Origin of the sequence: Ilumatobacter sp. (genome assembly GCF_030065885.1) — a bacterium.
Taxonomy (GTDB): Bacteria; Actinomycetota; Acidimicrobiia; order Acidimicrobiales; family Ilumatobacteraceae; genus Ilumatobacter.
In genome coordinates, this window is the sequence record NZ_JASJCS010000033.1 from 22,240 (window position 1) to 48,005 (window position 25,766).

The following is a 25,766-nucleotide window of genomic DNA, read 5'->3' on the forward strand; positions in this document are numbered from 1 at the left end:
GCCTCGGTGTGAGGTGTTTCGACGTGGTGTCTACGTCGACCTCGTTCCGAGGGGCCGGGCGTGGCGCTTGGTCGTGAAGGACTCGTCGGCCGGATTCGTCGGGGTGTGCTCGGCGACGAGAGCGAGACCGGTGGTGCCGCGACCCAGGTATGCGGGGGCAATCGACCGCCAGCTCGCGGGCCGGGCGCAGGCCACGACGACGCGATGGCGCGCGCCACCGGGCGTCATGCCCTGGTGTTGCGTCGTCGTCATCGTGTCCATCGGATGCCTTTCGTTCGTGGAGCGCACGCGAGCGTGCGCAGCGAGTTCCTAGTGGAACACGCTGCGCACGCCGCAGTCAAGGAGGTTTCTGCGGGGGACTGCAGCGACCTCCGAGGGGACCGGGATCAGGCCACGAGGTGCGGGGGGATCGGTACCTCGTCGACCACGAGCGGTGGACGCGGGTTCTTGGGCGGCCGGCCGCGACCGCGCTTGACCGCCACGATCACCCCCTCGACCAGCAGCTCGCCGCCCCACACGCCGTACGGCTCGCACCGCTCGAGCGCGTCCGCGAGACAGATGTTGGACAGCCCGCACTTCGAGCAGATCGCCTTCGCCCGGGCGATGTCGACCTCGTCGTCGGAGAAGAAGAGATGCGTGAGCGTCCCGTTGCCATCGGCACAGCGGGCATAGGTCGACCCCGTCGACTCGGCGTCCGGGTCGGCATCGGGTGTCGCGCCGACCTCGGCCACCGGCCGGTGCGGGGCGTCGTCGACGTCGTCGTCGTGGCGAACGGGGATGGAGAGCGTGGCGGCGAGATCGAGCAGTGTCATGTTCGGGTGACCTTCCAGGCGGCTGACGACTCCAGAGATGCAGGAACCGCCCGCCTGATACGCGCGTTCTGAAGGAGATCCACTGACTGCGCCGGACCGGCCGGCGGGACCGATCACGGGTCGACGCCGCGTCTCAGTCGTTCAGGACGTACCGGTACCGGCGATCGTCGACGACGCGGGTCATCTCGCCCGCGAGGCACAGGTGCTCGAGGTGGGCGAACGTCTCGCTGTCCGCGAGGCCACCCTGCGCGCGTGCCGAGAAGAGGTTGCGCGCGTACTCGCGAACCGTCGACGGCCTCCCCAGATCGGCAGCGGTGTCACGGATCGTCGCCAGACGGTCGAGGTGGTGCTCCTTGATCGAAGCGACCCGGCCGGCGAGATCGGTGAAGGGGTGGCCGTGGGCCGGGAGCGCGACCGAGACGTCGTCGCCGTAGGCCGCGACCTTGTCGAGCGAGGCGAAGAACGACGCGAGCGGGTCGGGGTTCGGGCCCGACCCGCCGATGTGGGGGGTGATGGTCGGCAGCACGTGGTCGCCCGAGATCATCACGCCCTCGGCCGGGTCGAACAGGCAGAGGTGGTCGTCGGTGTGGCCCGGCGTGTGCACGGCCACCCAGTCGCGGCCTGCGAGCCCGATCGTCTCGGCGTCGTCGAGACGATGGGTCGGCGTGGGCGTTCGCATCAGGCGCGGGAAGCGGCGCGCCAACCGCAGCTCGACCTTGCGGCGGAACGAGAAGTCGATGCCCTCACCGCCCCACGGCGGGGGCGACCAGGGGTACCGCGTGCCGTGCCGGTCGAGCACGTCGGGCAGCTCCTCGACATCGACGTCGGGAGGTTCGGCCGGATCCCACATCAGCCGGAAACGGCGGTCGGTGACGATGCGGGCGCCCGTCTCGTGGGCGACCCGGCCGGCACCGCCGTAGTGGTCGGGATGGCTGTGGGTGACGATCACCGTGTGGACGCGGCGGAGCGGGAAGCCGGCCAGCCGGAGGCGCTCGACCAGCGTCTTGTGCGACGCCGCGCCAGGCAGGCCCGGGTCGACGAGCGCCACGCCGTCGCCGTCTTCGAGGAGGTAGCAGTTGACGTGACCGAGACCGGGGAAGTGGATCGGGAGCTGGGCCCGGAGCACCCCCGGCGCGACCTCGGAGATCTCGCCGCTGGCCTGCTCTTGTTCCTGCTTGGGGGGTCGAGCCGACATGACAGGGGGCACAGTATGTGAACATCGTCATCGTGGACGATGCGACGGCGCAGTTGCTCCGCTGGGCACCGTTCGTGCTCGGCTGGCTGGCGGGCTGGGCGATGCTGTGGCGGCTGCGGCCGCTGCCCCGAGGCGGCCCGCACCGGCCCATGTCGGTCATCGTGCCCGCCCGCGACGAGGAGCGCTCGCTCCCCGACCTGCTCGACCGGTTGACGCCGCAGCTCGGGTCGGGCGACGAGCTGATCGTCGTCGACGACCACTCGACCGACGCGACCGCGGTGATCGCCGTCGAAGCGGGCGCCACGGTCGTTCGCGCCGGCGAGCCTCCGCCGGGTTGGCTCGGCAAGCCGAACGCGTGCCATCACGGCGTCGCTGCGGCGACCACCGAGCGCCTCGTGTTCCTCGACGCCGACGTGCGCCCCGGACCGCAGCTGCTCGACGGGCTGGCCGCCGCCGTCGAACGAACGCCCGGGGCGCTCGTGTCGGTGCAGCCATGGCACGAACCGGGCAGCTCGGCCGAGCACCTGAGCATGCTCTGCAACGTGACGGCCCTGATGGGCTGTGCGCGCTTCAGCGTGTTCGGTGAACGGGTCGAGCCGCGGGTGGCGTTCGGCCCGGTGCTGGCGGTCGCGCGGGACACGTACGAGCGGGCCGGCGGGCACGCACATCCAACGGTGCGCGGCGCCCACACGGAGGACATCGCGCTCGCTCGCACGATCGGCGTGGTCGAGCTCTTCGGCGATCGTCGGTCTGCGTCGTTCCGGATGTACCCGGGCGGTCTCCGAGACCTCGTCGACGGCTGGACGCGCAGCATCGCGACCGGTGCCGCTTCTGCGCCACGCTGGGCTGCGCTCCTCACCGCTGGTTGGGTGTGGTCGCTCGCCGCAGCGCCGCTCCTCGGCCTGGTCGCCTACGTCGCGTCGGCACTGCAGTGCCTGGTGCTGTCCCGCCGTGCCGGACGCTTCTCACCGGTGCTGTCCCTCGCGTACCCGATCGCACTGCTCGTGTTCCTGTACGTCGTGCTTCGGAGCGGCTGGCGCTTCGCGAGGAAGCGCGACGTCGCCTGGAAGGGCCGGCGCGTCCCCGCCCGCTGACGAGACACGCGTGGCGGACAGCTCGCCGCCGACCGCCCGGTGCTGCCCCGACCTGTGGCGGCGACACTGGATCGATGGGTTCCGAGTTGCACATGTAGAGAGACGGCGAGATCGAAGAGGCGGAGTGGCTCGACTTCGTCCGTCGGTCGTCCGACTTCGTCCTGCTGGACGATCTGTCAACCGGGTCACCGACGTGAGAGCGGGTCACGCTGGGCGGACCGCTGGGCTGCTGGACCGGCCATCCGGACGTCGACGTCGCGCCACTCAGGTGGCCCGCGGGCGTCGCGCAGGTCGCGTTCGCCGACGAACACGTCATCGTCGGCGCGCTGCTGGTCGCCGACGCGCTCGGCGCGACGGTCGTCGGCGACGACGGTGAGCGCGACGAGGAGCCGTTGGACGCGCGAGACGGCGCACCCGTGTGGGAGTTCCCGGAACCCAACGCAGAGCGACCCGACGCGCAGCCGGCAACCGCGCCGGAGTTCAGCGAGCCACCGCCGATCGATGACGTCACCTTCGACGTCGAGAGCGGTGGGACGTTCTGGGACCGGGTGCTGGCGTGCTTGCGCCGTGAGCGTCGTCGTTGAACCGGTGGAGGCGGCACGCTCGATCGACCGGGCGCCCCGCCCCGGCCGCTCCCGCTCATCTCACCGGACCATCGCCCGCACCGGCGAGGCGCAAGCGCCGAGGCGGCAACGGCGGCAGCGAGGTCGGCCGGGCGAAGCCGACCAAATCCATCGGTCGGAGCAGCCCGGTCAGGTCACGTCGAGCAGGATCTTGCCGATGTTGGCGTTGGCCTCCATGTGGCGATGGGCGTCGGCGACGTCGGCGAGGTCGTAGCGCGAGTCGATCACCGGCTTGAGCGCGCCCGATTCGAACAGCGGGATCATCTCTGCGATGAACCGCTGGCACAGGGCCGCCTTCTGCTCGATCGGCCTCGCCCGCAGCGTGGTGCCGATCCAGTGGATGCGCTTGACGAGCAGCAACCCGAGGTTCACCTCGGTGGCGCCGCCTCCCATCAGCCCGACCTGGACGATCGTGCCCTGCGGTCTGATGACGGCGAGGTTGCGGTTGGCCTCGTCGCCACCGATCACGTCGAGCACGACGTCGACGCCGCCGGGCACCTCGGCCTGCAGCGCCGCGGCCCAGTCGGCCGGCGATCGTTCGAGGACGAGGTCGGCGCCCAGCTGGCGGCAGGCGTCGGCCTTCCCTGCCGAGCACGTGACCGCGATGCGAGCACCGAGCGCCTTCGAGATCTGGATCGCGGCGGTGCCGACGCCCGACGCGCCGGCGTGCACGAGCGCCCAGCGTCCGCTCGTCAGCCCGCCCTGGACGACGAGGGCGTCCCAGGCGGTGAGGAACACCTCGGGGAGCGCGGCGGCCTGTGACAGCTCGATCGTGCCGGGGATCGGCAGGGCCTGGCGCTCGTGAGTGGCGACCAGCTCGGCGTAGCAGCCGCCCGACTCGATGCCCATGACGCGGTCGCCCGCCTGCCAGGTCGTCACGCGATCGCCGACGGCCTCGACGGTGCCGGCGTACTCGAGCCCCGGGATCTCGGGCTTGCGGCCGGTGGGGTCGGGATAGCCGCCCATCCGCTGCAGCGTGTCGGCGCGGTTGCACGCCGAATGGGCGACGCGCACCAGGATCTCGTCGGGCCCCGGGACCGGGTCGTCCACCTCGGCCAGGGCGAGGACCTCTGGTCCTCCGTACTCGGGGATCGTGACGGCACGCATGACGTCAGTGTGCACGCTCCCGACGCACCGCGGCGAGCTGCCGAGCGTGGCGGTCAGCCGAACGCCGAGGGAACGAGAGCGGCGACCTCGGCCAGTTCGGCGTCGCCCGGCGGCGTCCCCTCCAGCGTGCGGGGCGTCCAACGACCGTCGCTCCAGATCATCGTCATCACCTCGGCGAAGTCCTCACCCGGCTGCCGGCCCCAGTCCTCGATCCGGTGCGACTGCTCGGAGAGCCACGGCGTGTCGGGCGCGAAGCCGCGCAGCGCCCGGTACCGGTCGCGGGCGGCGTCGTCGAGCAACTCGACGTCGGCGACATGACCGAACTCGTGCAGCAGCGTCCGCACGAAGTCGTCGACCTCCCGGCCGCGGTTGCGGTAGATGGTCACGGTCTTGGACGCCGCGTCGATCGTGCCGCCGGTCCCCGACAGGACGCCGCCGATCTCCACCGTCCAGTCGGGGAACACGGTCGGGTAGTCGAGGTAGCCCTGCGCGAGCGGCTGCGCCTCCTCGATCTTCGCGATGACCTCTTCGGGGGACTCGGCGTCGGGGGCGAGCGTGTAGACCCGTCCGCAGGTGTCGGCGACGCAGACGGTGTGGGCGCCCTCCTCGTCGATCCGGACCTGCATCACGAACGAACCCGACGGCTCGACAGCGAGCGACAGCGGCTCGCGGCGTTCACCGTCGACGGTGACCACGTCGGTCGCGGTGGCACCGGTCCCGATCATCTCGGCCGTGGCGTTGGCGGGGCTGTGGAGCAGCTCGATCTCGATCCGGGCGGCGGGCACCGTGGTCGCCCCCGGCGCCGTCGTCGCCGGCGCCGTCGTCGTCGCCGTGCTCCGCACCGTGTCGGACGGCACGTCGGCGCCCGCCGGCGTGTCGGCGACCTCCGCCGGATCCTCGGTGACCGGCAGATCGGCGGTGGGTGGCCGGAGCTCGCGCCCGTCGCCGGCGCAGGCGGCCAGGGCGAGCGACGCGCCGAGCAGCGCAGCACGCCGGACACGCCTCATGACCGCGACGCTACTGCTGCGACGAACCGCTCTCGGCGGCGACCTCTCCGGGCTCGCCGTCGTCGTGGTCGACGGCGATGTCCGCGAGGCGGTCGGCCTGCTTCTCGACGTGGTCGCCCTCCTCGGGGTGCTCCGCGTTCATCGCTGCCAACTTGACCGCCACCTCGTCGGCGTTGCTGAAGACCAACTCGCGGTAGAGGCGGAGCTCGGCGACGCTCTCGCGGATGTCGTCGAGCGCGCGGTGGGCGCCCTGCTTCCACCCGCGCTGGGTCAGCACGTCGGGGTACCAGCGGCGGACCAGTTCCTTGACGCTCGACACGTCGACCGATCGGTAGTGGAGGTACTCCTCGATCTCGGGCAGTTGGGCGGCGAGGAAGCGGCGGTCGGTGCCGATCGAGTTGCCGCACAGGGGCACGGTGCGCTCGACCGGGACGTGCTCGCGGATGAACGCGAGCGTCTCGGCGCCGGCGTCCTCCAGCGAGATCGTGGAGGCCTTGATCTGGTCGAGCAGGCCGGACTTGGTGTGCATGTCGACGACGAACGGATCCATCCTGGCGAGCACGTCGTCGGGTTGGTGCACGACGAGATCCGGGCCCTCGGCGACGATCTCGAGCTGGTCGTCGGTGACGAGCGTGGCGATCTCGACGATCACGTCGGTCGTGTGATCGAGCCCGGTCATCTCGAGATCCATCCACATCAGCATCGTGGCGACCCTAGACGAGGGTGGGAGGATGGGAGGCAATGAGCCGGATCACGTTCGCCGAGCTGCTCGCCCTGCCGGGTGTCGTCGAGGAGGCCGAGCTGCGCGGCCGGCTGGGCTTCATGGCGTACCACGGCGGCGGGCTCGAGGAGATGACCGACGTCATCGCCCGCGCCGCCGCCGAGCGGGCCGACGCGTCCTACTACGGGGTGCTGCACCCGCCGAAGTGGGAGCTGCACCTGCCGTCGACCCGCGTCGACCCGGGCGACTCCGAGCTGCTCGCCGGCTTCCTCGACCACGTCGACGCCGTCATCACCGTGCACGGGTACGGGCGGCGGCAGCTCTTCACGTCCCTGCTGCTCGGCGGCCGCAACCGAGAGCTCGCCGCCCACGTCGCCGGTCACCTCCGAGCGGCGTTGCCCGCCTACGACATCGTCGACGACGTCGATCGCATCCCGACCGAGCTGCGCGGCATGCACGCGCGCAACCCGGTGAACCTGCCGCCGCTCGGCGGCGTGCAGATCGAGCTGCCGCCGAGGGTTCGCGGATCGAGCCCGATCTGGTGGGACTGGGAAGCCGGTCTGGTGCCCCACACCGAGTCGCTGATCGACGGGCTGGTGACTGCCGCCTCGTCGTTCGCCCCGGCCGTCGACTGACTCACCCGAGCCGGCGCTGGCTCGCGCCGGCGGCGCGGGCGTTACGGTCGCATCGTGCACCAGGATCGCGAGCTGGTCGAGGAGCGGATCGCCCGCGAGCTCCACGAGCGGGTGCTCGCACTGGTCGAGCTCGATCGCCGCCCGCTCGTCGTGACGGCCGGCCCGACGCCCGACGAGCAGGCACCGTTCGAGGTCGGTACCCGGTGGGGGCCGCCGTGGGCGACGACGTGGTTCACGTTCCGCGGTGAGCTCCCGGCCGAGTGGACCGGTCGCCGCGTCGAGGCGCTGCTCGATCTCGGGTTCCACCCCGACGCGGCCGGCTTCCAGTGCGAAGGCCTGATCGTCGACGACGAGGGTCGGCCGGTCCAGGGCATCCACCCGCGCCGCATGCATCACCGCGTCGACTCGGTGCCGGGACCGGTCACGATCCGGCTGGAGGCCGCGTCGAACCCGTCGTTCCCGCAGTTCCGCCCCTCACCGCTCGGCTCGCCGGCCACCGCCGGGAACGAGCCGCTGTACCGCCTCCGCCGGGCTGAGCTGCTGCTCGTCGACGGCGAGGCCGAGTCGCTCGCCCACGACCTCGACGTGCTCGACGGGCTGATGCGAACGTTCGCCGACGACGACCCGCGCCGCGCCCGCTTCCGGCACGTGCTCGCCACCGCGCTCGATCGCCTGCCCGACCTCGATGCCATGAACGCGATCCTGCGACCGCTCCTCGAGCGAGGTGCTGCCGACGGCACGCATCGGATCGTGGCGACCGGCCACGCCCACATCGACACGGCCTGGCTGTGGCCGACGAGCGAAGCCGCGCGGAAGTGCACGCGCACGTTCGCATCCGCGGTCCGGCTCATGGGCGAGCACACCGACTACCGGTTCGCCTGCTCGCAGGCCCAGCAGTACGCATGGATCGAGGAGCGCCACCCCGATCTCTTCTCGCGGATCTCCGAGGCGGTCGCCGGTGGCCAGTGGGAGCCCGTCGGCGGCATGTGGGTCGAGGCCGACATGAACCTGCCGTCGGGCGAGAGCCTCGCCCGCCAGATCGTGTACGGCCAGCGCTACTTCGAGTCGCGCTTCGGCCGTCGCTGCACCGAGGTCTGGATCCCGGACGTGTTCGGTTACCCGGCATCGATGCCGCAGCTCTACGCGGCAGGTGGCATGCACCGCTTCGTGACCCAGAAGCTGTCGTGGAACACCACCAACCGGTTGCCCCACCACACGTTCTGGTGGGAGGGCCTCGACGGCACGCGGGTGCTCACCCATTTCCCTCCGGTCGACACCTACAACGCCGAGATCACGCCCGCCGAGGTGGTTCGCTCGGCCCGCCGGTTCCTCGACGCGGCCTGGTCCGACTGGTCGCTGATGCCGTTCGGGCACGGCGACGGTGGCGGCGGCCCGACGCGCGAGATGCTCGAACGCGCCCGCCGCCTCGCCGACGTCGACGGTTCGCCGCAGGTCGAGCTCGGCACGCCGAGCCGGTTCTTCGAGCACGTCGAGCGCGAGGCCGACGCCGGGGCTCCGGTACCGGTCTGGCGTGGCGAGCTGTACTTCGAGACCCACCGCGGCACGCTGACGAGCCAGTTCCGCACCAAGGCCGGCAACCGTCGCTGCGAACGGCTGCTCCGCGAGGTCGAGCTCTGGTCGGCGACGCTCGGTCGCCCCGCCGACCTCGACCGGCTCTGGCAGGCGGTGCTCACGCAGCAGTTCCACGACATCATCCCCGGCTCGTCGATCGCCTGGGTCCACGACGACGCCGAGCGCGTGCACGCCGACGTCGCCGCCGAGCTCGAGCGACTGCTCGCCGACCTGTTCGCCGAGGTGGTCCCGGCCGGGCCGCACATCGTCAACGCGGCGGGTGTCGACCGCGACGAGATCGTCGAGGTCGACGGTGCTGCATCCCGGGTCCGGGTCGCCGCCAACGGCATCGCAGCGTTCACGCCGCTGCCGATCGACGACCCCGTGTCCGTCGGCGACGGTTGGCTCGAGAACGGCGCTCTGCGGGTGCGCTGGGACGAGTCGGGCGCGTTGACGTCGATCCTCGATCGCCCCATCGATCGGGAGCTGCTTCCCACGGGCACACGAGGAGCCGTGCTCGAGCTCGCCCCCGACCATCCGGTGCGCTACGACGCCTGGGATGTCGAGTCGTGGACGCCCGACCTGGGTGAACCGCTGCTGCGACCCGAATCGATCGAGGTCGTCGATGCCGGGCCGGCGTCGGGTGCGGTGCGCGTCGTGCACCGGTTCGGTGGTTCGACCGCCGTCGTCACCTGCTCGCTACGGGCGGGGAGCGCACGCCTCGACATCGACGTCGAGCTCGACTGGCAGCACGCCGAGCACCTGCTGTCGATGCGGTTCCCGCTCGACGTGCGAGCCGACACCGCCGCCTGCGACATCCAGTTCGGACACGTCCGCCGACCGACCCACCCGTCCAACTCGTGGGACGCCGCCAAGTTCGAGGTCTGCGCACATCGATACGTCGATCTCAGCGAGCCGAGCTTCGGCGTGGCCGTGCTCAACGACGGGCGCTACGGCCACGGGCTGCTCGACGGCGGCGTACGCGTGAGCCTGGCCCGCGCCGCCCGGTATCCCGATCCCGACGCCGACCGAGGCACCCACACCGCACGCCTCGCGCTGTTCCCGCACGGCCCCGGTCTCGACGGTGTCATCGACGAGGCCCAGCGCTTCACGACGCCGCTGCGCGTCGTGCGGGGCACCGTTCCGGAGACGGCACCCGCCCCCGTGGTCACCGTGACCGGCGCGGGCGTCGAGCTCGACGCCGTCAAGCTCGCCGATGACGGCTCGGGCGACCTCGTCGTCCGGCTCCACGAGGCGCTGGGCGACCGCACGGGCATTGCGGTCGAGGCCCACCGACCGATCACCGGAGCCGCACGCTGCGACCTGCTGGAGGACCCGGTCGCCGACGTCGGCGTCAGCGACGGCAGCTGCCGCCTGACGGTCCGGCCCTTCGAGCTGGTGACGTTGCGCCTGACGCTCGGGATCGCACGGGGAGGTTGACGTTCGATCCGGTTCTGCGGTGCGAAGTACGGCTTCAGCGGCGGCGGGCGATCTCGGCGAGGAGCTCGTGCAGCTCGGCTTCGAGCGCGTCACGCCCACGTGCGGCGTCGATCTCCCGGTTGCGGGCCAACGTCTGCGCCGGGTCGAGACCGCCGTCGATGCCACTGGCGCCCGCGACCGAGGCCACGTCGAAGTGGGATGCGAACACGTCGCGGAGCTGGTGCTCGCACCGGACGAGGCGGCGTTCGAGCTCGGCGTCGGACAGCGCTGCGACGTCGGGGCCGCGTGCGACGGCCGCCTCGGCTCGCAACTCGTGCTGCCGGTCGTGCAATGCCGCTCGTTCGGCGAGATCGGCGGTGTGCGCCAACTCGTCGGCCACCGCGAGCATCTCGTCGAGGATCGGATCGAGATCGCGGACCCTCTTCATGTTTCGATCGTATGACGGCGACCGTCGGACCCGATAGGGCCGACCGTCAGGACCGTCGCGACCGGGGCCGATCAGGCACCGACGCCGAGGTGGCGGAGCGCCATCTGGCTGTACAGCTCGACGCCGGTCGGCATCGCCGCCTCGTCGAACGTGACGAGGTTCGAGTGGTTCGCAGGCGCCGTCCCTGGGTCGCGTTCGTGCGGCGTGCCGCCGAGGAACATCATCGTGCCGGGCACCTCCTCCAAGACGTAGGAGAAGTCCTCGGCGCCCATGATCGGGTTCGGCAGCCGATGCACACGATCGGCGCCGAGCACGTCGCGGGCGGTGTCGAGCGTGAAGTCGGCGAACCGGTCGTCGTTGCTGGTCACCGGGTAGCCGTGGAGGATCTCGGGTTCGGCGCTCGCACCGTGCGCCTCTGCGATTCGCTCGGCGACGCGGCGGAGGTTGTCGTGCACCTTCGCGCGGGTCCCGGCGCTGACCGTGCGGATCGTGCCCTGGATCTCGGCCGTCGGCGGGATGATGTTGTTGGTCGTGCCCGCCTGGATGCGGCCGACGGTCACGACCGCGGGGTCGAACACGTCGACGCGGCGGGTCACCATCAGCTGCAGGGCCTGCACGATCTCGCAGGCGATCGGGATCGGGTCGACGGTGCGGAACGGCTCGCTGGCGTGCCCGCCCGACCCGTGGACCCGGATGACGAACTCGTCGGCCGATGCCATGCACGCGCCGCCGCGGGTCGCCACGGCCCCGGTCGGGAGCGACGACGTGATGTGCAGCGCGAACGCGCCGGTGACGGGGGATGCCGAACCGTCGGGTGCTGCGGGCAGGTCGAGCAGGCCCTCCTCGAGCATGTACTTCGCGCCATGGTGGCCCTCCTCGCCCGGCTGGAACATGAAGAGCACCCGGCCGGGTATCTCGTCCTGGTGGGCCGACAGGATCTTCGCTGCCGAGGAGAGCATCGCCGTGTGCGTGTCGTGGCCGCACGCATGCATGCACCCGTCGGTCTTCGAGCTGAAGTCGAGACCGGTGTCCTCGTCGAGCGGCAAGGCGTCCATGTCGCCCCGCAACAGCACGGTCGGGCCGGGCTGGCCGCCGGTCAGCAGCGCCGAGATCCCCGACGTCGTCTCGTGGAGCGAGATGTCGAGCGGCAGACCCTCGAGCGACTCGAGGACGAGGTCGCGCGTGATCGGCAGATCGTTGCCGAGCTCGGGCCGCTCGTGGATCGAGCGCCGCAGCGCCACCGTCTCCTCGTGCAGGTCGAGGGCTTCGTCGCGCAGCGTGTCGAGCGTCATGCACCGCATGGTATGCCGGTGACGTGGACGTGTCAGACGCGTGGGCGGAGAGAGACCGTGGCGAGCGTCGGAGCGGCGGCGCAGAGCGCCCGCGCGGAGACGGCGAGCCCGGCGGGAGGAGCCCGATCGACGCCGGCGACGAGTTGGTCGAGTGGGTCGACGAGCACGGTGAGGTGATCGAGATCGTCACGCGCCGTCGCATGCGGTCCGAGAACCTCCGCCACCGGTCGGTCGCCGTTGTCGTCCTCGCGTCGGACGGCCGGCTGCTGGTCCATCGCCGCGCCGAGACCAAGGACCTGCATCCCGGTTGGTGGGACGTCTGCGCCGGCGGCGTCCTCGGCGTCGGCGAGAGTTACGAGGCGAGCGCACGGCGCGAGCTCGGTGAAGAGCTCGGCATCACGCCCGGCGAGCTGGAGCTCCTCGGCGTCGACCGTTGGGACGACGTCGACTCACGCGAGCTGTCGCACGTGTACCGCACCGTGCACGACGGCCCGTACGTGTTCGCCGACGGGGAGATCGCCGAGGCCCGCCTGGTCACGCCGCTCGAACTCGGCCGCTTGATGGATCGCGAGCGCTTCCTGCCGACCTGCGACGGCATGATCCTCCCGCTCCTGCCCGACTTCGCCGCCCCCTGACGCCCTGCGGTCACGGCCGGACCGTCACGTACGATGAGGTCGTGCATCGCGTCGAGTTCACGATCGAGCCGTTCGTCGAGGGCCAGCCAGGTCGACACGTCACCGCGCCGGTGAACGCGCTGACCGCGATGGGTGTCCACGTCGAGGTCGGCCCGTTCGGCTCGGGATGCTCCGTGCCCGCCGGGAGGGCCTCCGAGGTCGTGTCGACGATCGTGGCGATGGCGGTCGAGCACGGCGCCAGCCACGTCAACATCGATGTCACCGACGAGGGCGGCGACACCGACGAGGGCGCCGCGGCCGACGAAGGCGGTGCGTGATGGGCGCCCATCCCCTGCTCAAGTCGGTGAAGCCGGTCGTCGACGCCGTCGGTGCGACGCTGGTGCCCGCCGCCGACCGCGAGCCCTCCGACGTTCCCCTCGTCTGGGAGGGCGAGGTCATCGCCGCCGTGCGCATGCCACCGCTCCACGGCGCGCTCGATCGTCTGATCGACACCGTCGAGGCCGAGCTCGGCGGGCCGCTGCCCAGCCTGTCGCGCGAGGACAAGCAACGGGCGGTCCGGCTCCTCGACGAGAAGGGCGCGTTCATCCTCCGCCGAGCGGTCGAGGACGTCGCCGACGCGATGGGCGTCAGCCGCATCACGATCTACAACTACCTCAACGCGATCCACCGCTGACCGGTCGAGCGCTGACCGGTCGAACGCCGACTGGTCCACCGCTGACCGATCCATCGCCGATCGGTCGAGCGGGGCGGTCGGCCGGTACGGTTCCCCGTCATGGCGAACGGCGATCGGTTCGACGTGGTCGGCTTCGACGCCGACGACACGCTCTGGCGCAGCGAGGACTTCTTCACCGAGGCACACGAGCGCTTCAAGGCGCTCGTCGAACCGTACGCACCGCAGGGTGTCGACGTGCTCGACGCGCTCCACGCCACCGAGTCCGACAACATCCCCATCTCCGGCTACGGCGTCAAGGCATACGCGCTGTCGATGGTGCAGGCCGCCGTGACGGTCACCGGGGGCCAGGTGCCCGCGTCGGTGATCGGCGAGCTCGTCGACCACGCGCACGAGATGCTGATGCACCCGGTCGAGCTCCTGCCGGGGGTGCCCGAGGCGTTGGCGGCCGTCGGCGCGTCACACCGGATCGTGCTGATCACGAAGGGCGACCTCGTCCACCAGACCCGGAAGGTCCGCACGAGCGGACTCGAGCACCACTTCGAGCACATCAGGGTCGTGCTCGACAAGGACCTCGCCACGTACCGACGCGTGCTCGACGACTGGAGCGTCGACCCGCCGACGTTCCTGATGGTCGGGAACTCGGTGAAGTCCGACATCCTCCCGATCCTCGAGCTGGGCGGCCACGGCGTGCACATCCCCTATCACGTCACGTGGGCACACGAGGTGGTCCACGACCACGACGGCGACTTCGACACCCTCACATCGATCAGCGAGCTGCCCGGCTGGCTGGCCGGCGGGTGACCGGCACGTCGACGAGCACGATCGGGCGATCGGCCGACCGGCTCACCCGGCCGACCGGCGGGTCTCAGAGCTTGCGCAAGGAGACCTCGGCGACCCGGTGATCGGCCGACTTGCGCAGGATCAGCGACGCCCGCTCACGGGTCGGCTCGATGTTCTCCAGCAGGTTGCGGCCGTTGATCGTCGTCCAGATCTGACGAGCGGTCGCCTCGGCCTCGTCGTCGGTCAGTTCGGCGAAGTTGCGGAAGTAGCTGTCCGGGTCGCGGAACACCGACTCGCGGAGCGCGAAGAAGCGCTGCACGTACCACTCCTCGATGTCGGCGACGGCGGCGTCGATGTAGATCGAGAAGTCGAAGTAGTCGCTGACGAACTCCGCTCCCTCCTGGCTGACCTGCAGCACGTTGAGACCCTCGACGATGACGATGTCCGGCTGCTCGACGACCACCGACTCGCCGTCGAGGATGTCGTAGGTCACGTGGTCGTAGACCGGCGCCGACACCTCACGCCGGCCGCTCTTCACCGCGCGCAGGAACGCGAGCAACTCGCGGGTGTCGTAGCTCTCGGGGAAGCCCTTCCGATCCATCAGGCCCCGCTCGGCGAGCACCGCGTTCGGATACAGGAACCCGTCGGTGGTGATCAAGTCGACCTGGGGGTGGTTCGGCCAGCGCGACAGCAGGGCCTGCAGGATCCGGGCGAATGTCGACTTGCCGACCGCCACCGAGCCGGCGACCCCGATGACGTACGGCACCTTCGGCGCGATCGAGCCGAGGAACGTCGACGCCACCCGCTGGAGGTCCTGCACGGCGCTCACGTACAGGTTGAGCAGCCGGCTGAGCGGGAGGTAGATCGTCGTCACCTCGTCGAGGTCGATCTCCTCGTTGATGCCGCGCAACGACTCGAGGTCGGCCTCGCGCAGCGTCAACGGTGTCGCGGCACGCAGCGGGGCCCACTCGTCGCGGTCGAACGTGATGTACCGGTCGGGCACGGTCCGCAAACCTACGCTCGTGCCGTGGTCACGACGCAAGCGGCACGCAGGCTCCGTGGAGCCTGGTACACGCCGCCCGAGCTCGTCGACCTCGTGGTCGGCGCGGTGCTCGACCACGCGACGCTGCCATCTCGTGAGCGCCGGGTCACGGTGCTCGACCCCGCCTGCGGCGACGGGCGCTTCCTCCGGTCGATCGGCGACCGGCTCGTCGCAGCCGGTCGCACCGTTCACCTGACGGGCTGCGACATCGACGCCGACGCGGTGGCGGCTGCCGACGCATGCCTCGCCGGCCGCCACCACGAGGTGCTCCACGACGATGCGCTGACACGGCCCTGGGGTGACGCGCGCTACGACATCGTCGTCGGCAACCCGCCGTTCCTGTCCCAGCTGGCCGCCGCCACCACCCGGGGTGGATCGAGCGCACACGGCGGCGGGCCCTACGCGGACGCCGCTGTCGAGTTCCTCGCGCTGGCGGTCCGGCTCGCCGAGCCGTCCGGCGGCCTGGTCGGGTTCGTGCTCCCGCAGTCGATCCTCGCCGCTCGCGACGCGAGGCCAGTCCGCACCGACGTCGCCCGCCTCGCTGATCTGGTCTGGTCGTGGTGGCGGCCCGATCAACGGCACTTCGATGCGAACGTCAACGTGTGCGCGCTGGCCCTGCGGCGACCCGGTACGTCCGGTTCGATCGACTGGACGAGCGTCGTGACCGACGTATTGGGCGTGCCCGCCGCGGCCGGCCACCGGTCGAACGGGACCGTCGGCGATCGGGCCGACCTCAACGCCAACTTCCGCGACGAGTACTACGCCCTCGTGCCGGCCGTCAGCGACCATGCCGACGGTCCCCCACTCGTCACGAGCGGCCTCATCGACCCGGGCGTCTGCCACTGGGGCAGCCGCGACGTCCGCTTCGCGAAGCGACGGTTCGCCGCGCCCCGCGTCGACCTGTCGATGCTCGAGGGACGCTTCGCCGCATGGGCAGAGCGCAAGCTCGTCCCCAAGGTGCTCGTCGCCAACCAGACCTCGGTCGTCGAGGCCGTCGCCGATCCGGACGGAGCCTGGCTCCCCGGCGTCCCGGTGACCGCGGTGACACCCTCCGGGCCGACGTCGGTGTGGGAACTCGCTGCTGTGCTGACGTCGCCCGTGGCGTCGGCGCTGGCGTGGCGGCTCACCGCCGGGACGGGCCTGTCGACGCGCTCGATGCGCGTCGGGCCGGCCGTGCTCGCGGCGTTGCCCTGGCCGGCTGGTCCGCTCGACGACGCGGTGGCAGCCCTGCGCGACGGCGACGTGGACGGGTGTGCGCGGCACACCATCGAGGCGTTCGGCGTGGGAGACGGCGCGGCGGAACTGCTCAGTTGGTGGTCTGCACGACGGCCCGGCCGGCCCTGAACGAGCGCCAGGCGTCGCCGACGCGGGTGAGGCCGGGTGATCCGGCGACCATCCACAACAGCACCAGGCCGACGAGCTCGACGAGGTGGACCAGCTCGTCGGCGAGCGAGCGGACGCCGCCGACCATGTCGAACGTCGCGCTCACCAGCATCGTGGCGAGGAGTGCGACGACGAGCGGCATCAGGCCGGACGCCCGCTGCGGACGCCACGCTGCGTACAGGAAGCCGATCCCGAGCGCGAGGCCCCAGGCGCCAACGTGGCGGGCGACGTGCGTCGGTGCGTCGTCGACCTCGCCGAGGAGGAGCGGCTCGACGCTGCGGGCGATGACGACCACCCCGCACCAGGCGAGCGCGGGTCGCAACCATCGGCCCCGGCCCAGCTTGCCGGAGCCCCGCATCACGCGCTCGACGAACTCGCCGTCGCGGTCGGCGGGGCGGAGCCGGATCGCACGCGTCAGCCCCGCCAGTCGTTCCGCGTACTCGCGACAGTCGGGGCAACTGGCGAGATGCGTGTCGAGCTCGCGCTCGCCCCGACCTCCCAGTTCGAGGTCGGACGCGGCCGACATCAGCTCGCGCGCACGGGCACAGGCCTTCGAGCCGGTGTGAGGTTCCACGTTGTGACGGTCGGCCCTAGGAAGTGTTTGGTTCCGGCGGCACACTGGGTCGGCATGGATCCGCTCACCCGGCTCCTGCTCGACGCCCAGCGCGGCGATCGGGCCGCGCTCGAGCGCTTCGTCGCGGAGTCGCAGCACGACGTGCTGGCGATGTGCCGGTACCTCGGCGACCCCGACAACGCCGAGGACCTCGCGCAAGAGGCCTACGAGCGGGCGTTCGCGTCGCTCCACCGCTTCCGAGCCAACGGGCCCGCCAAGCACTGGCTGCTGACGATCACCCGCCGCACGTGCGCCGACGCCGCGAGGCGGCGCGCCCGTCGCCGCCGCACGGCGCAGCGGGTCGCCAGCCTCGCTCAGCCCAGCCTCGAGGACCCACCGCCCAGCGTCGACTCGATCGAGCTCGACGACCTCGTCCACATCCTCGACGACGACCGTCGCGCGGCGTTCGTGCTGACGCAGATCAACGGCCTGCACTACGACGAGGCGGCCGAGCTGCTCGGCATCCCGATCGGCACGATCCGCTCGCGCGTCTCGCGGGCCCGCGAGCAGCTCGTCGCGGCACTGGCCGAGGCCGAACCCCGGCCCGGCCGGGAACCAGAGCATCGCCGCCGGCGACCTCACGCTTGATGCTCCCCTCGCGTCTCGCCGTCGGCACCGCTGTCACCGCGCTCGTCGCCCTCGCGGGCTGCGCCAGCAACGGCTCGCCCTCGATCGAGCTCTCTGCCGCCGGCGAGGCAGGCCGCCAGATCCACCGATCCGAGGGTTGTGCCGCGTGCCACGGCGGCGACGGTCAGGGCAGCGTCGGTCCGGCGTACGTCGGGCTCTACAACTCGACGATCGAGGTCGAGGTCGAGCGTGACGGCGAGACCGTCGTCGAGTCCGTCGTCGCCGACGAGGACTTCATCCGCGAGTCGATCACGCGACCGGACGCCGCTCAGAACGCCGGATACGGTCTGAAGATGCCGAGCAACGACCTGTCGCCCGAGCAGGTCGATCAGGTCGTCGCCTACATCATCGAGCTCGCCGAGCAGCCCGACGAGGCAGCCGACGGATGAGGCGTCTCGTCGCGACGGCGCTCGCCGCCACGACGCTGCTGACCGCCTGCGGCAGCAACACGCGCGAGCTGGCCGGGTTCCGGCGCGAGCCCGCACCGGCGGTCGGCGGGCTGGCGATGCCCGACCTGGCGAACGACGGCGACGAGTTCGCCCTCCGAGCCCGGGACGGCGGCGTGCTCGCCGTGTACTTCGGGTTCACCAACTGCCCCGACTTCTGTCCGACGACGCTGTCCGACCTCAAGCTGGCCCGGAACCGGCTCGACGACGATGAGGCCGGCCGGGTCGAGGTGGCGATGATCTCGGTCGATCCCGACCGCGACCTCCCGGTGCTCGTCGACTACGTGACGAGCTTCTTCGACGACGGCCACGCACTCGGCACCGACGACCCGTCGCTGCTCGCCGAGGTGGCGGCGCCGTTCGGCGCCCAGTACGACGTCTTCGAGACCGACGAGGGCGAGATCGAGGTCGCCCACACGACCGCGCTGTACCTGGTCGACGACGCCGGCGAACTGGCGCTCACGTGGCAGTTCGGCACCACCATCGACGACATCGCAGCCGACCTCGAGCAGATGCTGGAGGCGACGTGAGCCGGGTCCAGTTCACCGCCCTGTTGCTGATCGTCCCGCTGATCGTGGTCGGCGCGGTGCTGCTCGGCACGTCGCTGCGCGACGACGACGCACCCACCGGCCTCCAGATCACCTCCGCCGCCGACGAGGCGTCCTACGAGCACGACTACGTGATCCCCCTCGGCACGGCCGACAGGATGGCGAACGGCGAACCCGTCCAGATCGTGCCGGCCGAGCTGACCGTGCGGGTGGGCGACGCGATCCGGATCGTCAACGACGACTCCGAGGACCACGTCGTCGGCGTGTTCTTCGTGGCGTCCGGTGAGACGCTGACACAACGGTTCAACAGCGCCGGCGTCCTCGAAGGCGAATGCAGCGTGCACGAGAGCGGCTCGTTCACGCTGCGAGTCGAAGCGTGAGGCCCACGACCGCCCGCGTGGTCACGGCGTTGGCCACGGTCGCCCTCACCGTGCTCGCCACGCCCGGCGCGGCGTCGGCCGACGCCGCAGGACCCACCGACTACCGGTCCGAGGTGGTCTCCGTCTCCCCCGAGACGGAGTCGATCGTGGTCTCGATCGTCGGCGGCGATGCCTTCGTCCGCCTGCGAGTCGAACCGGGGCACGAGGCGATCGTGCTCGGCTACGACGATGAGCCGTACCTGCGGATCGGCCCCGACGGCACCGTCGAGCAGAACCGGCTGTCGTTCGCCACCTACTACAACGAGGAGCGGTACGGCGGCACCGACATCCCCGGCATCGTCGACAACGCGGCGGCGCCCGAGTGGGAACGGATCGGCGGTGGCGGGGCCTGGGCCTGGCACGACCACCGCGCTCACTGGATGGGCGACGACCCGCCGATCGGCCTCGAGCCGGGCGACTCGTTGCCGAGCCAGCGGATCCCGATCGTCGTCGACGGCTCGACGGTCGACGTCGAGGTCCGCACCACGCTGCTCGACGGGCCGTCGATGTGGCCGGCGGTGTTCGGCATCCTGGTCGGGCTGCAGCTGGCGCTCGTCGCCGTACTGCTGGGTCGGGCGTCGACGACGTTTGCCGCCCTGGTGTTCGGGGTCGCTGCGTTGATCGTCGGCGTCGTTCAGTACCGGTCGCTCCCCGGCGAGACGGGACCACTGGTCACCTGGTGGCTCCTGCCGGCGATCGCCGTCGCGTGTGCCGTGACGACGATCGGGATCTACGGCAGGTCGGTGCTCGCCGAGAGCGGCCTCGTGGCCCTGGCAGCGCTCCAGGTGCTCCTCTGGGCGGTGCTGCGCCGCACGACGCTCACCAGGGCCGTGTTGCCCACCGACGCCCCGTTCTGGCTCGACCGGGCGGTCACCGCCGGCGTGTTGGTCGGGAGCGCCGTGCTGCTGATCGCGGTCGTGCGCGGACTGTTCCGCCCAGCCGCGCCCGTCCCCGAGGGCCACGACGGTCCCGCGGGGTCACATGACGCCGCGCCGACGTCGGCGTCGCCGGCTCAATCGGCCGCGGCGAACTCCTAGGAGACGGCGAGCGCCTCGTCGATCGCGTCGTTCAGGCCGCCCTGATCGAGTGGGCCGAGGTGGCGCTTGCTGATCGCACCGTCGGCGTCGAGGACGATCGTGACCGGCATCGTGGTCGTGCGGAGCTCGGTGACCACGAAACCCTCGGGGTCGAGGAACTGGTCGTAGCTGGCACCGACCTCGTCCAGGAAGTCGAGGGCTCGATCGCTCCCCTCACCGATGTTGATGCCGACGAAGCGAACCTCGTCACCGCGCGCTCGATGCACCGACTCGAAGTCGGGGATCTCGGCCCGGCACGGCGCACACCACGTCGCCCACAGGTTGACGACCGCCGGGCCCTCGATGTCGGCCAGGCTGCCGGGTTCGCCGGTGGCCAGCTCCTCGATCGCGACGTCGGGCAGGCGCTCGCCGCCGTCACCGTCGGCCGACGGGTCGCCGCCGCCGTCGGACGAGCCGCACGCCGCGAGCACGAGGGCCGACGCGGCGAACAACAACGACCGGCGACGGCGGCGAGCGGTCACGGAGCGGTCTCCGCGACCTCGACGGTCAGGGTGGTCTCGCCGGCCTCGGCGAACTCGAGCGTCAGCTCGATCTCGTCGCCGAGCTCGAGGGGCTCGACGAGATCGATCAGCATGACGTGGTAGCCGCCGGGCTCGAGGGACACGGTCTCGTCGGCGGTGAGCGGCAAGCCGTCGGTCATCTCCTGCATCCGCATCGCACCCATGCCCTCCATGGCGCCGTCGTCCATGGCGCCGTCGTCCATGTCGCCGTCGTCCATGTCGCCGTCGTCCATGTCGCCGTCGTCCATGTCATCGGAACCCGCCATGTCGCCCGAGTCATCCATCTCGCCCATCTCACCTCCGTCCATCTCGGCTGCGACGACTTCGTGGACCTCGGCGTGGTCGGCGACCGAATCCGCCACGTCGGCACGGAGCAACACGTCGTCGGCGTCGACCGTCACGTCGAAGTAGACCGCACCGAGGGTCGCGGCCGCCGGGCTGTTGCGCGCCCAGGCGTTCTCGATCGTGACCTGATCGCCGTCGTCGCCGCACGCAGCGAGCGCGAGCGCGGCCAGGGGGAGGAGGGTGAGTACACGCTTCATGTCTCGTTCGGTCGCCGAAGCGCGGCCGCCGGTTCCCGAAATGTCCGAACTTTTGGTCGGTTGCGTCGTCTCAGCGGTGCCAGGGGGCGACCGGTGACACGGCGCCGTCGCCGCCGGTGAGCACCTCGACGCCGTCGTCGGTGACCAGCACGGTGTGCTCGAACTGGGCGGTGCGCTTGCCGTCGGCGGTGACCGCCGTCCAGTCGTCGTCCCACATCTTGTGCTGCCACGTGCCGAGGGCGATCATCGGCTCGATCGTGAACGTCATGCCGGGGCGCATGATCGTCGAGCCGCGCGAGTCGTAGTAGTGGAGCACCTGGATGTCGGTGTGGAACTGCTCGCCGATGCCGTGCCCGACGAACGCCTTGACGACGGCCAGCCGGTGCGCCTTCGCATGGTCTTCGATCGCCCGCCCGATGTCGCTGATCGGGCGTCCGGGCACCACAGCTTCGATGCCCTTCCAGGTGCACTCCTCGGTGATGCGGACGAGCTGGCGGCTCTGCGGATCGACGTCGCCGACGAAGAACGTGGCGTTGGTGTCGCCGTGCACACCGCCGATGTAGGCGGTGATGTCGATGTTCATGATGTCGCCGTCCTGCATCACCCGCGAGTCGGGGATGCCGTGGCAGATGACCTCGTTGGCCGAGCTGCACAGCGCCTTGGGGTACCCGTGGTAGTTGAGCGTGCTCGGGTAGGCGCCGCGATCGACGTACAGCTGGTGGGCGTAGGCGTCGACGTCTTCGGTGGTGATGCCGGGCCGGATGTACTCGCCGGTCAGCCGCAGGATCTCGGCGGCCACCGAACCGGCGTGCCGCATGCGCTCGATGATCTCGGGCGACTTGACCCGCGGCTCGTCCCAGCGGTCGACCATGCCGGTGTCGGCGTACGACGGCCGTTCGATGTGGTCGGGCACGGTGCGCATCGGTGACACCTCGCCCTGGAGCACCCGGCCCTCGGACTTCTTGTGGCACCGCTTGTACTTGCGGCCGCTCCCGCACCAGCACGGCTCGTTGGCGAGCGGGAGCACGGCGGGAGGCGAGGCGAGCGACGACATGTGGCCCCCGAGTCTAGGAGCACACCGAGGGATCTGCTCGGTCGTCGGTCAGGCCGGCGCGGAGGCGGCCGGCGGGTGACCGCCTCCGCACCAGTCGGTGCCCGTCGAGGCCGGCGACCAGGCGGGAAGACGGTCGGGACCCCGAATGCGAGAAACGAGTCCTCGCGTCGGGCGAGGACTGTAGAAGGGCGCCCGTCCCGGTGCAAGCACCGCCGGCCGGTCGTCCCCCGCACCCAGACGAGCGGGATCAGGCAGCGGCCGCAGTGGCGGGCAACCGGACCTCGACGACGCCCCCCGGTCCGTCGAGCGCGCGGATCGCGCCGCCATGGGCAACGACGATCTCGCGGGCGATCGCCAGGCCGAGGCCGGCGGTTCCGGTGGCGACGTTGCGGGCCGGGTCGCCGCGTGTGAACGCGTCGAACGCACGCAGCCGCAACTCGTCGGGGAATCCCTCGCCTTCGTCGCGGACGGTGAGCCGCACGCCGTCGGCGGCGTGGCCGACGCCGATGCGGACCGTGGTTCCCGCCGGCGTGTGCCGGATCGCGTTGTCGAGCAGGTTGCGCAGCACCCTGCCGAGCTGGGCCCCGTCGCCGTCGACGACGACACGGGCGTCGGCCTCGAGCGCCAACTCGACGCCGTGCTGGCGGGCGATCGCACAGACGGTCTCGATCGCCTCGTCGGCGAGCTCGGTCACGTCGACCCGGCCGAGCCGCATCCGCAGCGTCCCGGCCGACAGCCGGGTGTGCAGCTGCAGGTCGTCGACGAGGTGGGCGAGCGCCTCGACCTGACGCTCCATGCCCGACAGCGAGGCGTCGGGGTCCTCGGCGACGCCGTCGCGCAACGCCTCGACCGAGGCCCGCAGCGCCGCCAGTGGCGTCCGGAGATCGTGCGAGATCGACGACAGCATCAGGGCGCGCTCCTTCTCGACGGCGTCGAGGCGCTCGACCATCCGATCGAACTCGACGGCGGCGTCGCCGAGCTCGTCGCTGCGCATCACCCCGGTGCGGGCCGTGAGGTCGCCGTCGGCGACGCGGGTGGCTGCGGCGCTGAGTCGATGTGCATCGCGCGCGATGGGCGCCGACAGCAGGTAGGCGGCCAGGCCGGCGGCGATCGCCGCCGGGATCATGATCCACAGGAGGAACCCGAGGTCCTGGTCGTTGATGAACATCTGCTGGGCGGCGATCACGATCATGATCACCGCCGTCGCCAGCACGCCCAGCGACGCCCACATGAAGCGACGGCCGAGCCGGTTGAGGCGCCACCGGCCGGAGGTCATGGCTCGAACCGGTAGCCGACCCCCCACACCGTGGTGATCCAGCGCGGGTTCTCGGGATCGGCCTCGATCTTGTTGCGGATCCGGCGGACGTGCACGGTCACGGTGGCGGGGTCCTGCCACTCGGGGGACGACTGCCAGACGTCGCGCAGCAGGTCGGCGCGGGAGAACACCTGCCGCGGTGAACCCGCGAGGTGAGCGAGCACGTCGAACTCCTTCGGCGTCATCTCGACCAGTTCGGCCCCGCAGCGCACCTCTCTCGAGCGGTTGTCGATCGTCAGGCCGTCGAACTCGAGCAGCTCGGCCCCCGGCGCGTCCCTCGGCGCGGCCCTGCGCAACACGCCGTTGACACGGGCCGCCAGCTCGCGGGGCGAGAAGGGCTTGACGACGTAGTCGTCGGCGCCGAGCTCGAGGCCGGCGACGCGATCGGATTCCTCGGCACGGGCCGTCAGCATGATGACGGGCATGTCACCGCTCGCACGGATGCGCCGCAGGATGTCCAACCCGTTGACGCCGGGCAGCATCATGTCGAGCACGACGAGGTCGGGCTCCTCTGACTCGAGCAGCTCGAGGGCGGTCGGGCCGTCGGCCGCCTCGCTGACCTCGTGACCGTCGCGCCGCAGGTAGCCGACGACGACCTCGCGCACGGTCGGCTCGTCGTCGACGACGAGCACGCGGGTCCTCCCAACGTTCATCGTCACAGGTTGGACGCGTGAGGGCCCGGGGTACAACCCCGGGCCCTCACGGTTTTCGAAACGTTCCCCGCGGCGGCGACGGGGAACGTCTCACACGGCGGCCTGCTCGCCGTCGCGGCGGCGACGGGTGATGAGCAGGACTCCACCGCCGAGCACCAGCAGCAGGACAGCTGCTCGTACGAGGCCACCGGTGGTGTCCGAGCCGGTCCTCGGCAGGGTCACCGGAGGCAGCGGCTGCGTGGTGGGCGGCGCCTGGGCCACGATCGTGACCGTGGCGTCGTCGCTGTTGTTGGTGAGGTCGGGGTCCGGCGTGTCGGACTCGACCGTGCCCACGTTGATGACCGTGCCGTCGGGCGCATCGGCGGGCACCGACACCGAGACCGTCACGTCGCCCGTCTCGCCGACGGCCATCGTCGCCTTGGTGCAGGTCACCGAGTTGCCGGTGTTGCTGCAGCTGAAGTCGCCGGAGGTCACGCCGGTGACCGTGACGTCGCTCGGCACGATGTCGCCGACCGTGACGTTCACGGCCACGCCCGGACCGTTGTTGGTGACGGTCAGCTCCCAGTCGAACGAGTTGCCGGCGCCGACCTGGGCGACGCTGGCGCCCTTGGCGATCGCCAGGTCCGCGCTGGCGGTCAGCGGGGTCTGCTCGTCGTCCTGGGCGGTGACGGTCTCACCGACGCCGCCGAAGTCGGCCTCCGACAACGGGGCGAGGCCTTGCGTCGCCTCCGGGAAGACGTCGACCAGCGCGGTCACGATCGCCGTGTTCTCGATGAACTCGCCGGTGGCGTCGTCGTTGACGAGCACCGTCACCGTGATCGGCGGCAGCGTCTCGCCGGGGAACGTGTCCCCGCCGGTCCACGAGCACTCGAGCGGGTCGGCATCGTTGCAGTCCCATTCGGCCACGGCCGACGTGCCGACGAAGGTCAGCTGCTCGGGGAGGTCGTCGTCGATGACCAGGTTGCTGAGCACCGTCGACGGGCCGCTGTTGCCGGTCACCAGTTCGTAGGTGTACGTGTCTCCCGGCTGGACGAAGTCACCGTCGGCGACGTTGTCGGTCTTCGTGATGAAGATCGACGCGAACCGCTCGAGCGGCGTCGTCTCGCAGTCGACGTTGTTGTTGCCGAGCGCACGCTCGCACGGCGGCGGGACGCAGTCCTCGCCCTCGCAGACCGGATCGTCGGCGGTGTCGACCCACGCCCGGTTCACGTAGTCGCCCGACGGAGCGTCGGGGGCGACGTCGACCAGCAGGTCGATCACGATCGCCGGGTCACCGGCGCCGAGCAGCGCCGGATCGAGGTCGCAGGTGAGGACCTGGCCGTCGGCCGAGCAGTTCGCCGGGAAGGTGTTCCACGACAGGAACGCCGGCAGCTCGTCGGTCACCGTGACCGCCTCACCGAGGTCGGCGTCGCGGATCCCGACGTTCTGCACCGTGATCGTGTACGGGATCGGGTCGCCGCCGGCGACCGCGACGAACCCGTCATCGGTCTTGGTGAGCTCGAGATCGACCGGCT

The 25,766-nt window shown here is 71.2% G+C and carries 28 protein-coding genes and 1 pseudogene; 14 read left to right on the forward strand and 15 right to left on the reverse strand.

The window, feature by feature from the left end; genetic code table 11:
* Positions 1-386 precede the first annotated feature (386 nt).
* Entirely contained in the window at positions 387-812 is a 426-nt protein-coding gene (locus QNJ12_RS09590; RefSeq protein WP_300622167.1) for a WhiB family transcriptional regulator, read from the reverse strand.
* 133 nt (positions 813-945) lie between these two features.
* Entirely contained in the window at positions 946-2,007 is a 1,062-nt protein-coding gene (locus QNJ12_RS09595; protein WP_300622170.1) for an MBL fold metallo-hydrolase, read from the reverse strand.
* Positions 2,008-2,039: 32 nt separating this feature from the next.
* Here QNJ12_RS09595 and QNJ12_RS09600 point away from each other — a divergent pair, with 32 nt between their 5' ends.
* Positions 2,040-3,101, forward strand: a complete 1,062-nt coding sequence (locus QNJ12_RS09600; protein WP_300622172.1) for a glycosyltransferase family 2 protein — start codon at positions 2,040-2,042, stop codon at positions 3,099-3,101.
* 392 nt (positions 3,102-3,493) lie between these two features.
* The gene (locus QNJ12_RS09605; protein ID WP_300622175.1) at positions 3,494-3,685 is read left to right on the forward strand and encodes a hypothetical protein; all 192 of its coding nucleotides are present in this window, start codon (positions 3,494-3,496) and stop codon (positions 3,683-3,685) included.
* Between the two features lie 168 nt (positions 3,686-3,853).
* Here the strand turns inward: QNJ12_RS09605 and QNJ12_RS09610 are convergent, their stop codons facing one another.
* The 3 genes and pseudogenes from QNJ12_RS09610 to orn all read right to left on the reverse strand — a co-directional run.
* Positions 3,854-4,831: an NAD(P)H-quinone oxidoreductase gene (locus QNJ12_RS09610; RefSeq protein WP_300622178.1), complete on the reverse strand. Its 978-nt coding sequence runs from the start codon at positions 4,829-4,831 to the stop codon at positions 3,854-3,856.
* Positions 4,832-4,884: 53 nt separating this feature from the next.
* On the reverse strand, positions 4,885-5,838 hold the full coding sequence (locus QNJ12_RS09615; protein ID WP_300622181.1) for a hypothetical protein: 954 nt from the start codon (positions 5,836-5,838) through the stop codon (positions 4,885-4,887).
* A gap of 178 nt (positions 5,839-6,016) precedes the next feature.
* Positions 6,017-6,541 (reverse strand): annotated as a pseudogene (gene orn, locus QNJ12_RS09620) (oligoribonuclease); the annotation flags it as partial.
* A 38-nt stretch (positions 6,542-6,579) separates the two neighbouring features.
* Here orn and QNJ12_RS09625 point away from each other — a divergent pair.
* Positions 6,580-7,194, forward strand: a complete 615-nt coding sequence (locus tag QNJ12_RS09625) for a poly-gamma-glutamate hydrolase family protein (RefSeq protein ID WP_300622187.1) — start codon at positions 6,580-6,582, stop codon at positions 7,192-7,194.
* Between the two features lie 54 nt (positions 7,195-7,248).
* Positions 7,249-10,206: a glycoside hydrolase family 38 C-terminal domain-containing protein gene (locus QNJ12_RS09630; RefSeq protein ID WP_300622190.1), complete on the forward strand. Its 2,958-nt coding sequence runs from the start codon at positions 7,249-7,251 to the stop codon at positions 10,204-10,206.
* 34 nt (positions 10,207-10,240) lie between these two features.
* Here QNJ12_RS09630 and QNJ12_RS09635 read toward each other — a convergent pair whose 3' ends face one another.
* Complete coding sequence (locus QNJ12_RS09635) at positions 10,241-10,633, reverse strand: hypothetical protein (RefSeq protein ID WP_300622193.1); 393 nt, start codon at positions 10,631-10,633, stop codon at positions 10,241-10,243.
* Positions 10,634-10,704: 71 nt separating this feature from the next.
* Positions 10,705-11,925: a M20 family metallopeptidase gene (locus QNJ12_RS09640; RefSeq protein ID WP_300622195.1), complete on the reverse strand. Its 1,221-nt coding sequence runs from the start codon at positions 11,923-11,925 to the stop codon at positions 10,705-10,707.
* Positions 11,926-11,948: 23 nt separating this feature from the next.
* On the opposite strand from QNJ12_RS09640, the gene QNJ12_RS09645 reads away from it, so the two are divergent.
* The 4 genes from QNJ12_RS09645 to QNJ12_RS09660 all read left to right on the forward strand — a co-directional run bounded on the left by QNJ12_RS09645 (position 11,949) and on the right by QNJ12_RS09660 (position 14,034).
* On the forward strand, positions 11,949-12,560 hold the full coding sequence (locus QNJ12_RS09645; RefSeq protein ID WP_300622198.1) for an NUDIX domain-containing protein: 612 nt from the start codon (positions 11,949-11,951) through the stop codon (positions 12,558-12,560).
* A gap of 41 nt (positions 12,561-12,601) precedes the next feature.
* Entirely contained in the window at positions 12,602-12,877 is a 276-nt protein-coding gene (locus QNJ12_RS09650; protein WP_300622200.1) for a hypothetical protein, read from the forward strand.
* A complete protein-coding gene (locus QNJ12_RS09655; RefSeq protein WP_300622203.1) occupies positions 12,877-13,233 on the forward strand; it encodes a helix-turn-helix domain-containing protein in 357 nt (118 codons plus the stop codon). The genes QNJ12_RS09650 and QNJ12_RS09655 overlap by 1 nt, the downstream gene beginning before the upstream one ends.
* Positions 13,234-13,332: 99 nt before the next feature.
* Complete coding sequence (locus QNJ12_RS09660; protein ID WP_300622206.1) at positions 13,333-14,034, forward strand: HAD family hydrolase; 702 nt, start codon at positions 13,333-13,335, stop codon at positions 14,032-14,034.
* Between the two features lie 64 nt (positions 14,035-14,098).
* Here QNJ12_RS09660 and coaA read toward each other — a convergent pair whose 3' ends face one another.
* Positions 14,099-15,016 (reverse strand): type I pantothenate kinase, encoded by a 918-nt coding sequence (gene coaA / locus QNJ12_RS09665; RefSeq protein ID WP_300622209.1) that lies wholly within the window; start codon positions 15,014-15,016, stop codon positions 14,099-14,101.
* A gap of 24 nt (positions 15,017-15,040) precedes the next feature.
* Between coaA and QNJ12_RS09670 the strand changes: the two genes are divergently transcribed.
* On the forward strand, positions 15,041-16,399 hold the full coding sequence (locus QNJ12_RS09670; RefSeq protein ID WP_300622212.1) for an N-6 DNA methylase: 1,359 nt from the start codon (positions 15,041-15,043) through the stop codon (positions 16,397-16,399).
* Here QNJ12_RS09670 and QNJ12_RS09675 read toward each other — a convergent pair.
* A complete protein-coding gene (locus QNJ12_RS09675; RefSeq protein ID WP_300622215.1) occupies positions 16,362-17,012 on the reverse strand; it encodes a zf-HC2 domain-containing protein in 651 nt (216 codons plus the stop codon). The two genes, QNJ12_RS09670 and QNJ12_RS09675, sit on opposite strands and share 38 nt — an antisense overlap.
* Positions 17,013-17,066: 54 nt before the next feature.
* Between QNJ12_RS09675 and QNJ12_RS09680 the strand changes: the two genes are divergently transcribed.
* From QNJ12_RS09680 to QNJ12_RS09700, 5 genes are read left to right on the forward strand one after another with little or no spacing between them, the layout of a single operon-like run.
* Positions 17,067-17,639: a sigma-70 family RNA polymerase sigma factor gene (locus tag QNJ12_RS09680; RefSeq protein ID WP_300622218.1), complete on the forward strand. Its 573-nt coding sequence runs from the start codon at positions 17,067-17,069 to the stop codon at positions 17,637-17,639.
* Positions 17,639-18,067, forward strand: a complete 429-nt coding sequence (locus QNJ12_RS09685; RefSeq protein WP_300622221.1) for a cytochrome c — start codon at positions 17,639-17,641, stop codon at positions 18,065-18,067. Before QNJ12_RS09680 ends, QNJ12_RS09685 begins: the two co-directional genes overlap by 1 nt.
* The gene (locus QNJ12_RS09690) at positions 18,064-18,654 is read left to right on the forward strand and encodes an SCO family protein (RefSeq protein ID WP_300622224.1); all 591 of its coding nucleotides are present in this window, start codon (positions 18,064-18,066) and stop codon (positions 18,652-18,654) included. Before QNJ12_RS09685 ends, QNJ12_RS09690 begins: the two co-directional genes overlap by 4 nt.
* A complete protein-coding gene (locus QNJ12_RS09695; protein ID WP_300622227.1) occupies positions 18,651-19,052 on the forward strand; it encodes a hypothetical protein in 402 nt (133 codons plus the stop codon). The genes QNJ12_RS09690 and QNJ12_RS09695 overlap by 4 nt, the downstream gene beginning before the upstream one ends.
* Complete coding sequence (locus QNJ12_RS09700) at positions 19,049-20,128, forward strand: hypothetical protein (RefSeq protein WP_300622230.1); 1,080 nt, start codon at positions 19,049-19,051, stop codon at positions 20,126-20,128. Before QNJ12_RS09695 ends, QNJ12_RS09700 begins: the two co-directional genes overlap by 4 nt.
* Here QNJ12_RS09700 and QNJ12_RS09705 read toward each other — a convergent pair.
* The 6 genes from QNJ12_RS09705 to QNJ12_RS09730 all read right to left on the reverse strand — a co-directional run.
* A complete protein-coding gene (locus tag QNJ12_RS09705) occupies positions 20,125-20,649 on the reverse strand; it encodes a TlpA disulfide reductase family protein (RefSeq protein WP_300622233.1) in 525 nt (174 codons plus the stop codon). The two genes, QNJ12_RS09700 and QNJ12_RS09705, sit on opposite strands and share 4 nt — an antisense overlap.
* Positions 20,646-21,230: a copper chaperone PCu(A)C gene (locus QNJ12_RS09710; protein WP_300622236.1), complete on the reverse strand. Its 585-nt coding sequence runs from the start codon at positions 21,228-21,230 to the stop codon at positions 20,646-20,648. Before QNJ12_RS09710 ends, QNJ12_RS09705 begins: the two co-directional genes overlap by 4 nt.
* A gap of 70 nt (positions 21,231-21,300) precedes the next feature.
* On the reverse strand, positions 21,301-22,284 hold the full coding sequence (gene map / locus QNJ12_RS09715) for a type I methionyl aminopeptidase (protein WP_300622239.1): 984 nt from the start codon (positions 22,282-22,284) through the stop codon (positions 21,301-21,303).
* Between the two features lie 247 nt (positions 22,285-22,531).
* Positions 22,532-23,560 carry a cell wall metabolism sensor histidine kinase WalK gene (locus QNJ12_RS09720; RefSeq protein WP_300622242.1) on the reverse strand — a complete coding sequence of 343 codons (1,029 nt, stop codon included), beginning with the start codon at positions 23,558-23,560 and terminating at the stop codon, positions 22,532-22,534.
* Entirely contained in the window at positions 23,557-24,252 is a 696-nt protein-coding gene (locus QNJ12_RS09725) for a response regulator transcription factor (protein ID WP_300622244.1), read from the reverse strand. Before QNJ12_RS09725 ends, QNJ12_RS09720 begins: the two co-directional genes overlap by 4 nt.
* Positions 24,253-24,342: 90 nt before the next feature.
* On the reverse strand, positions 24,343-25,766 hold a 1,424-nt coding region (locus tag QNJ12_RS09730; RefSeq protein WP_300622247.1), incomplete at its 5' end, for a DUF11 domain-containing protein.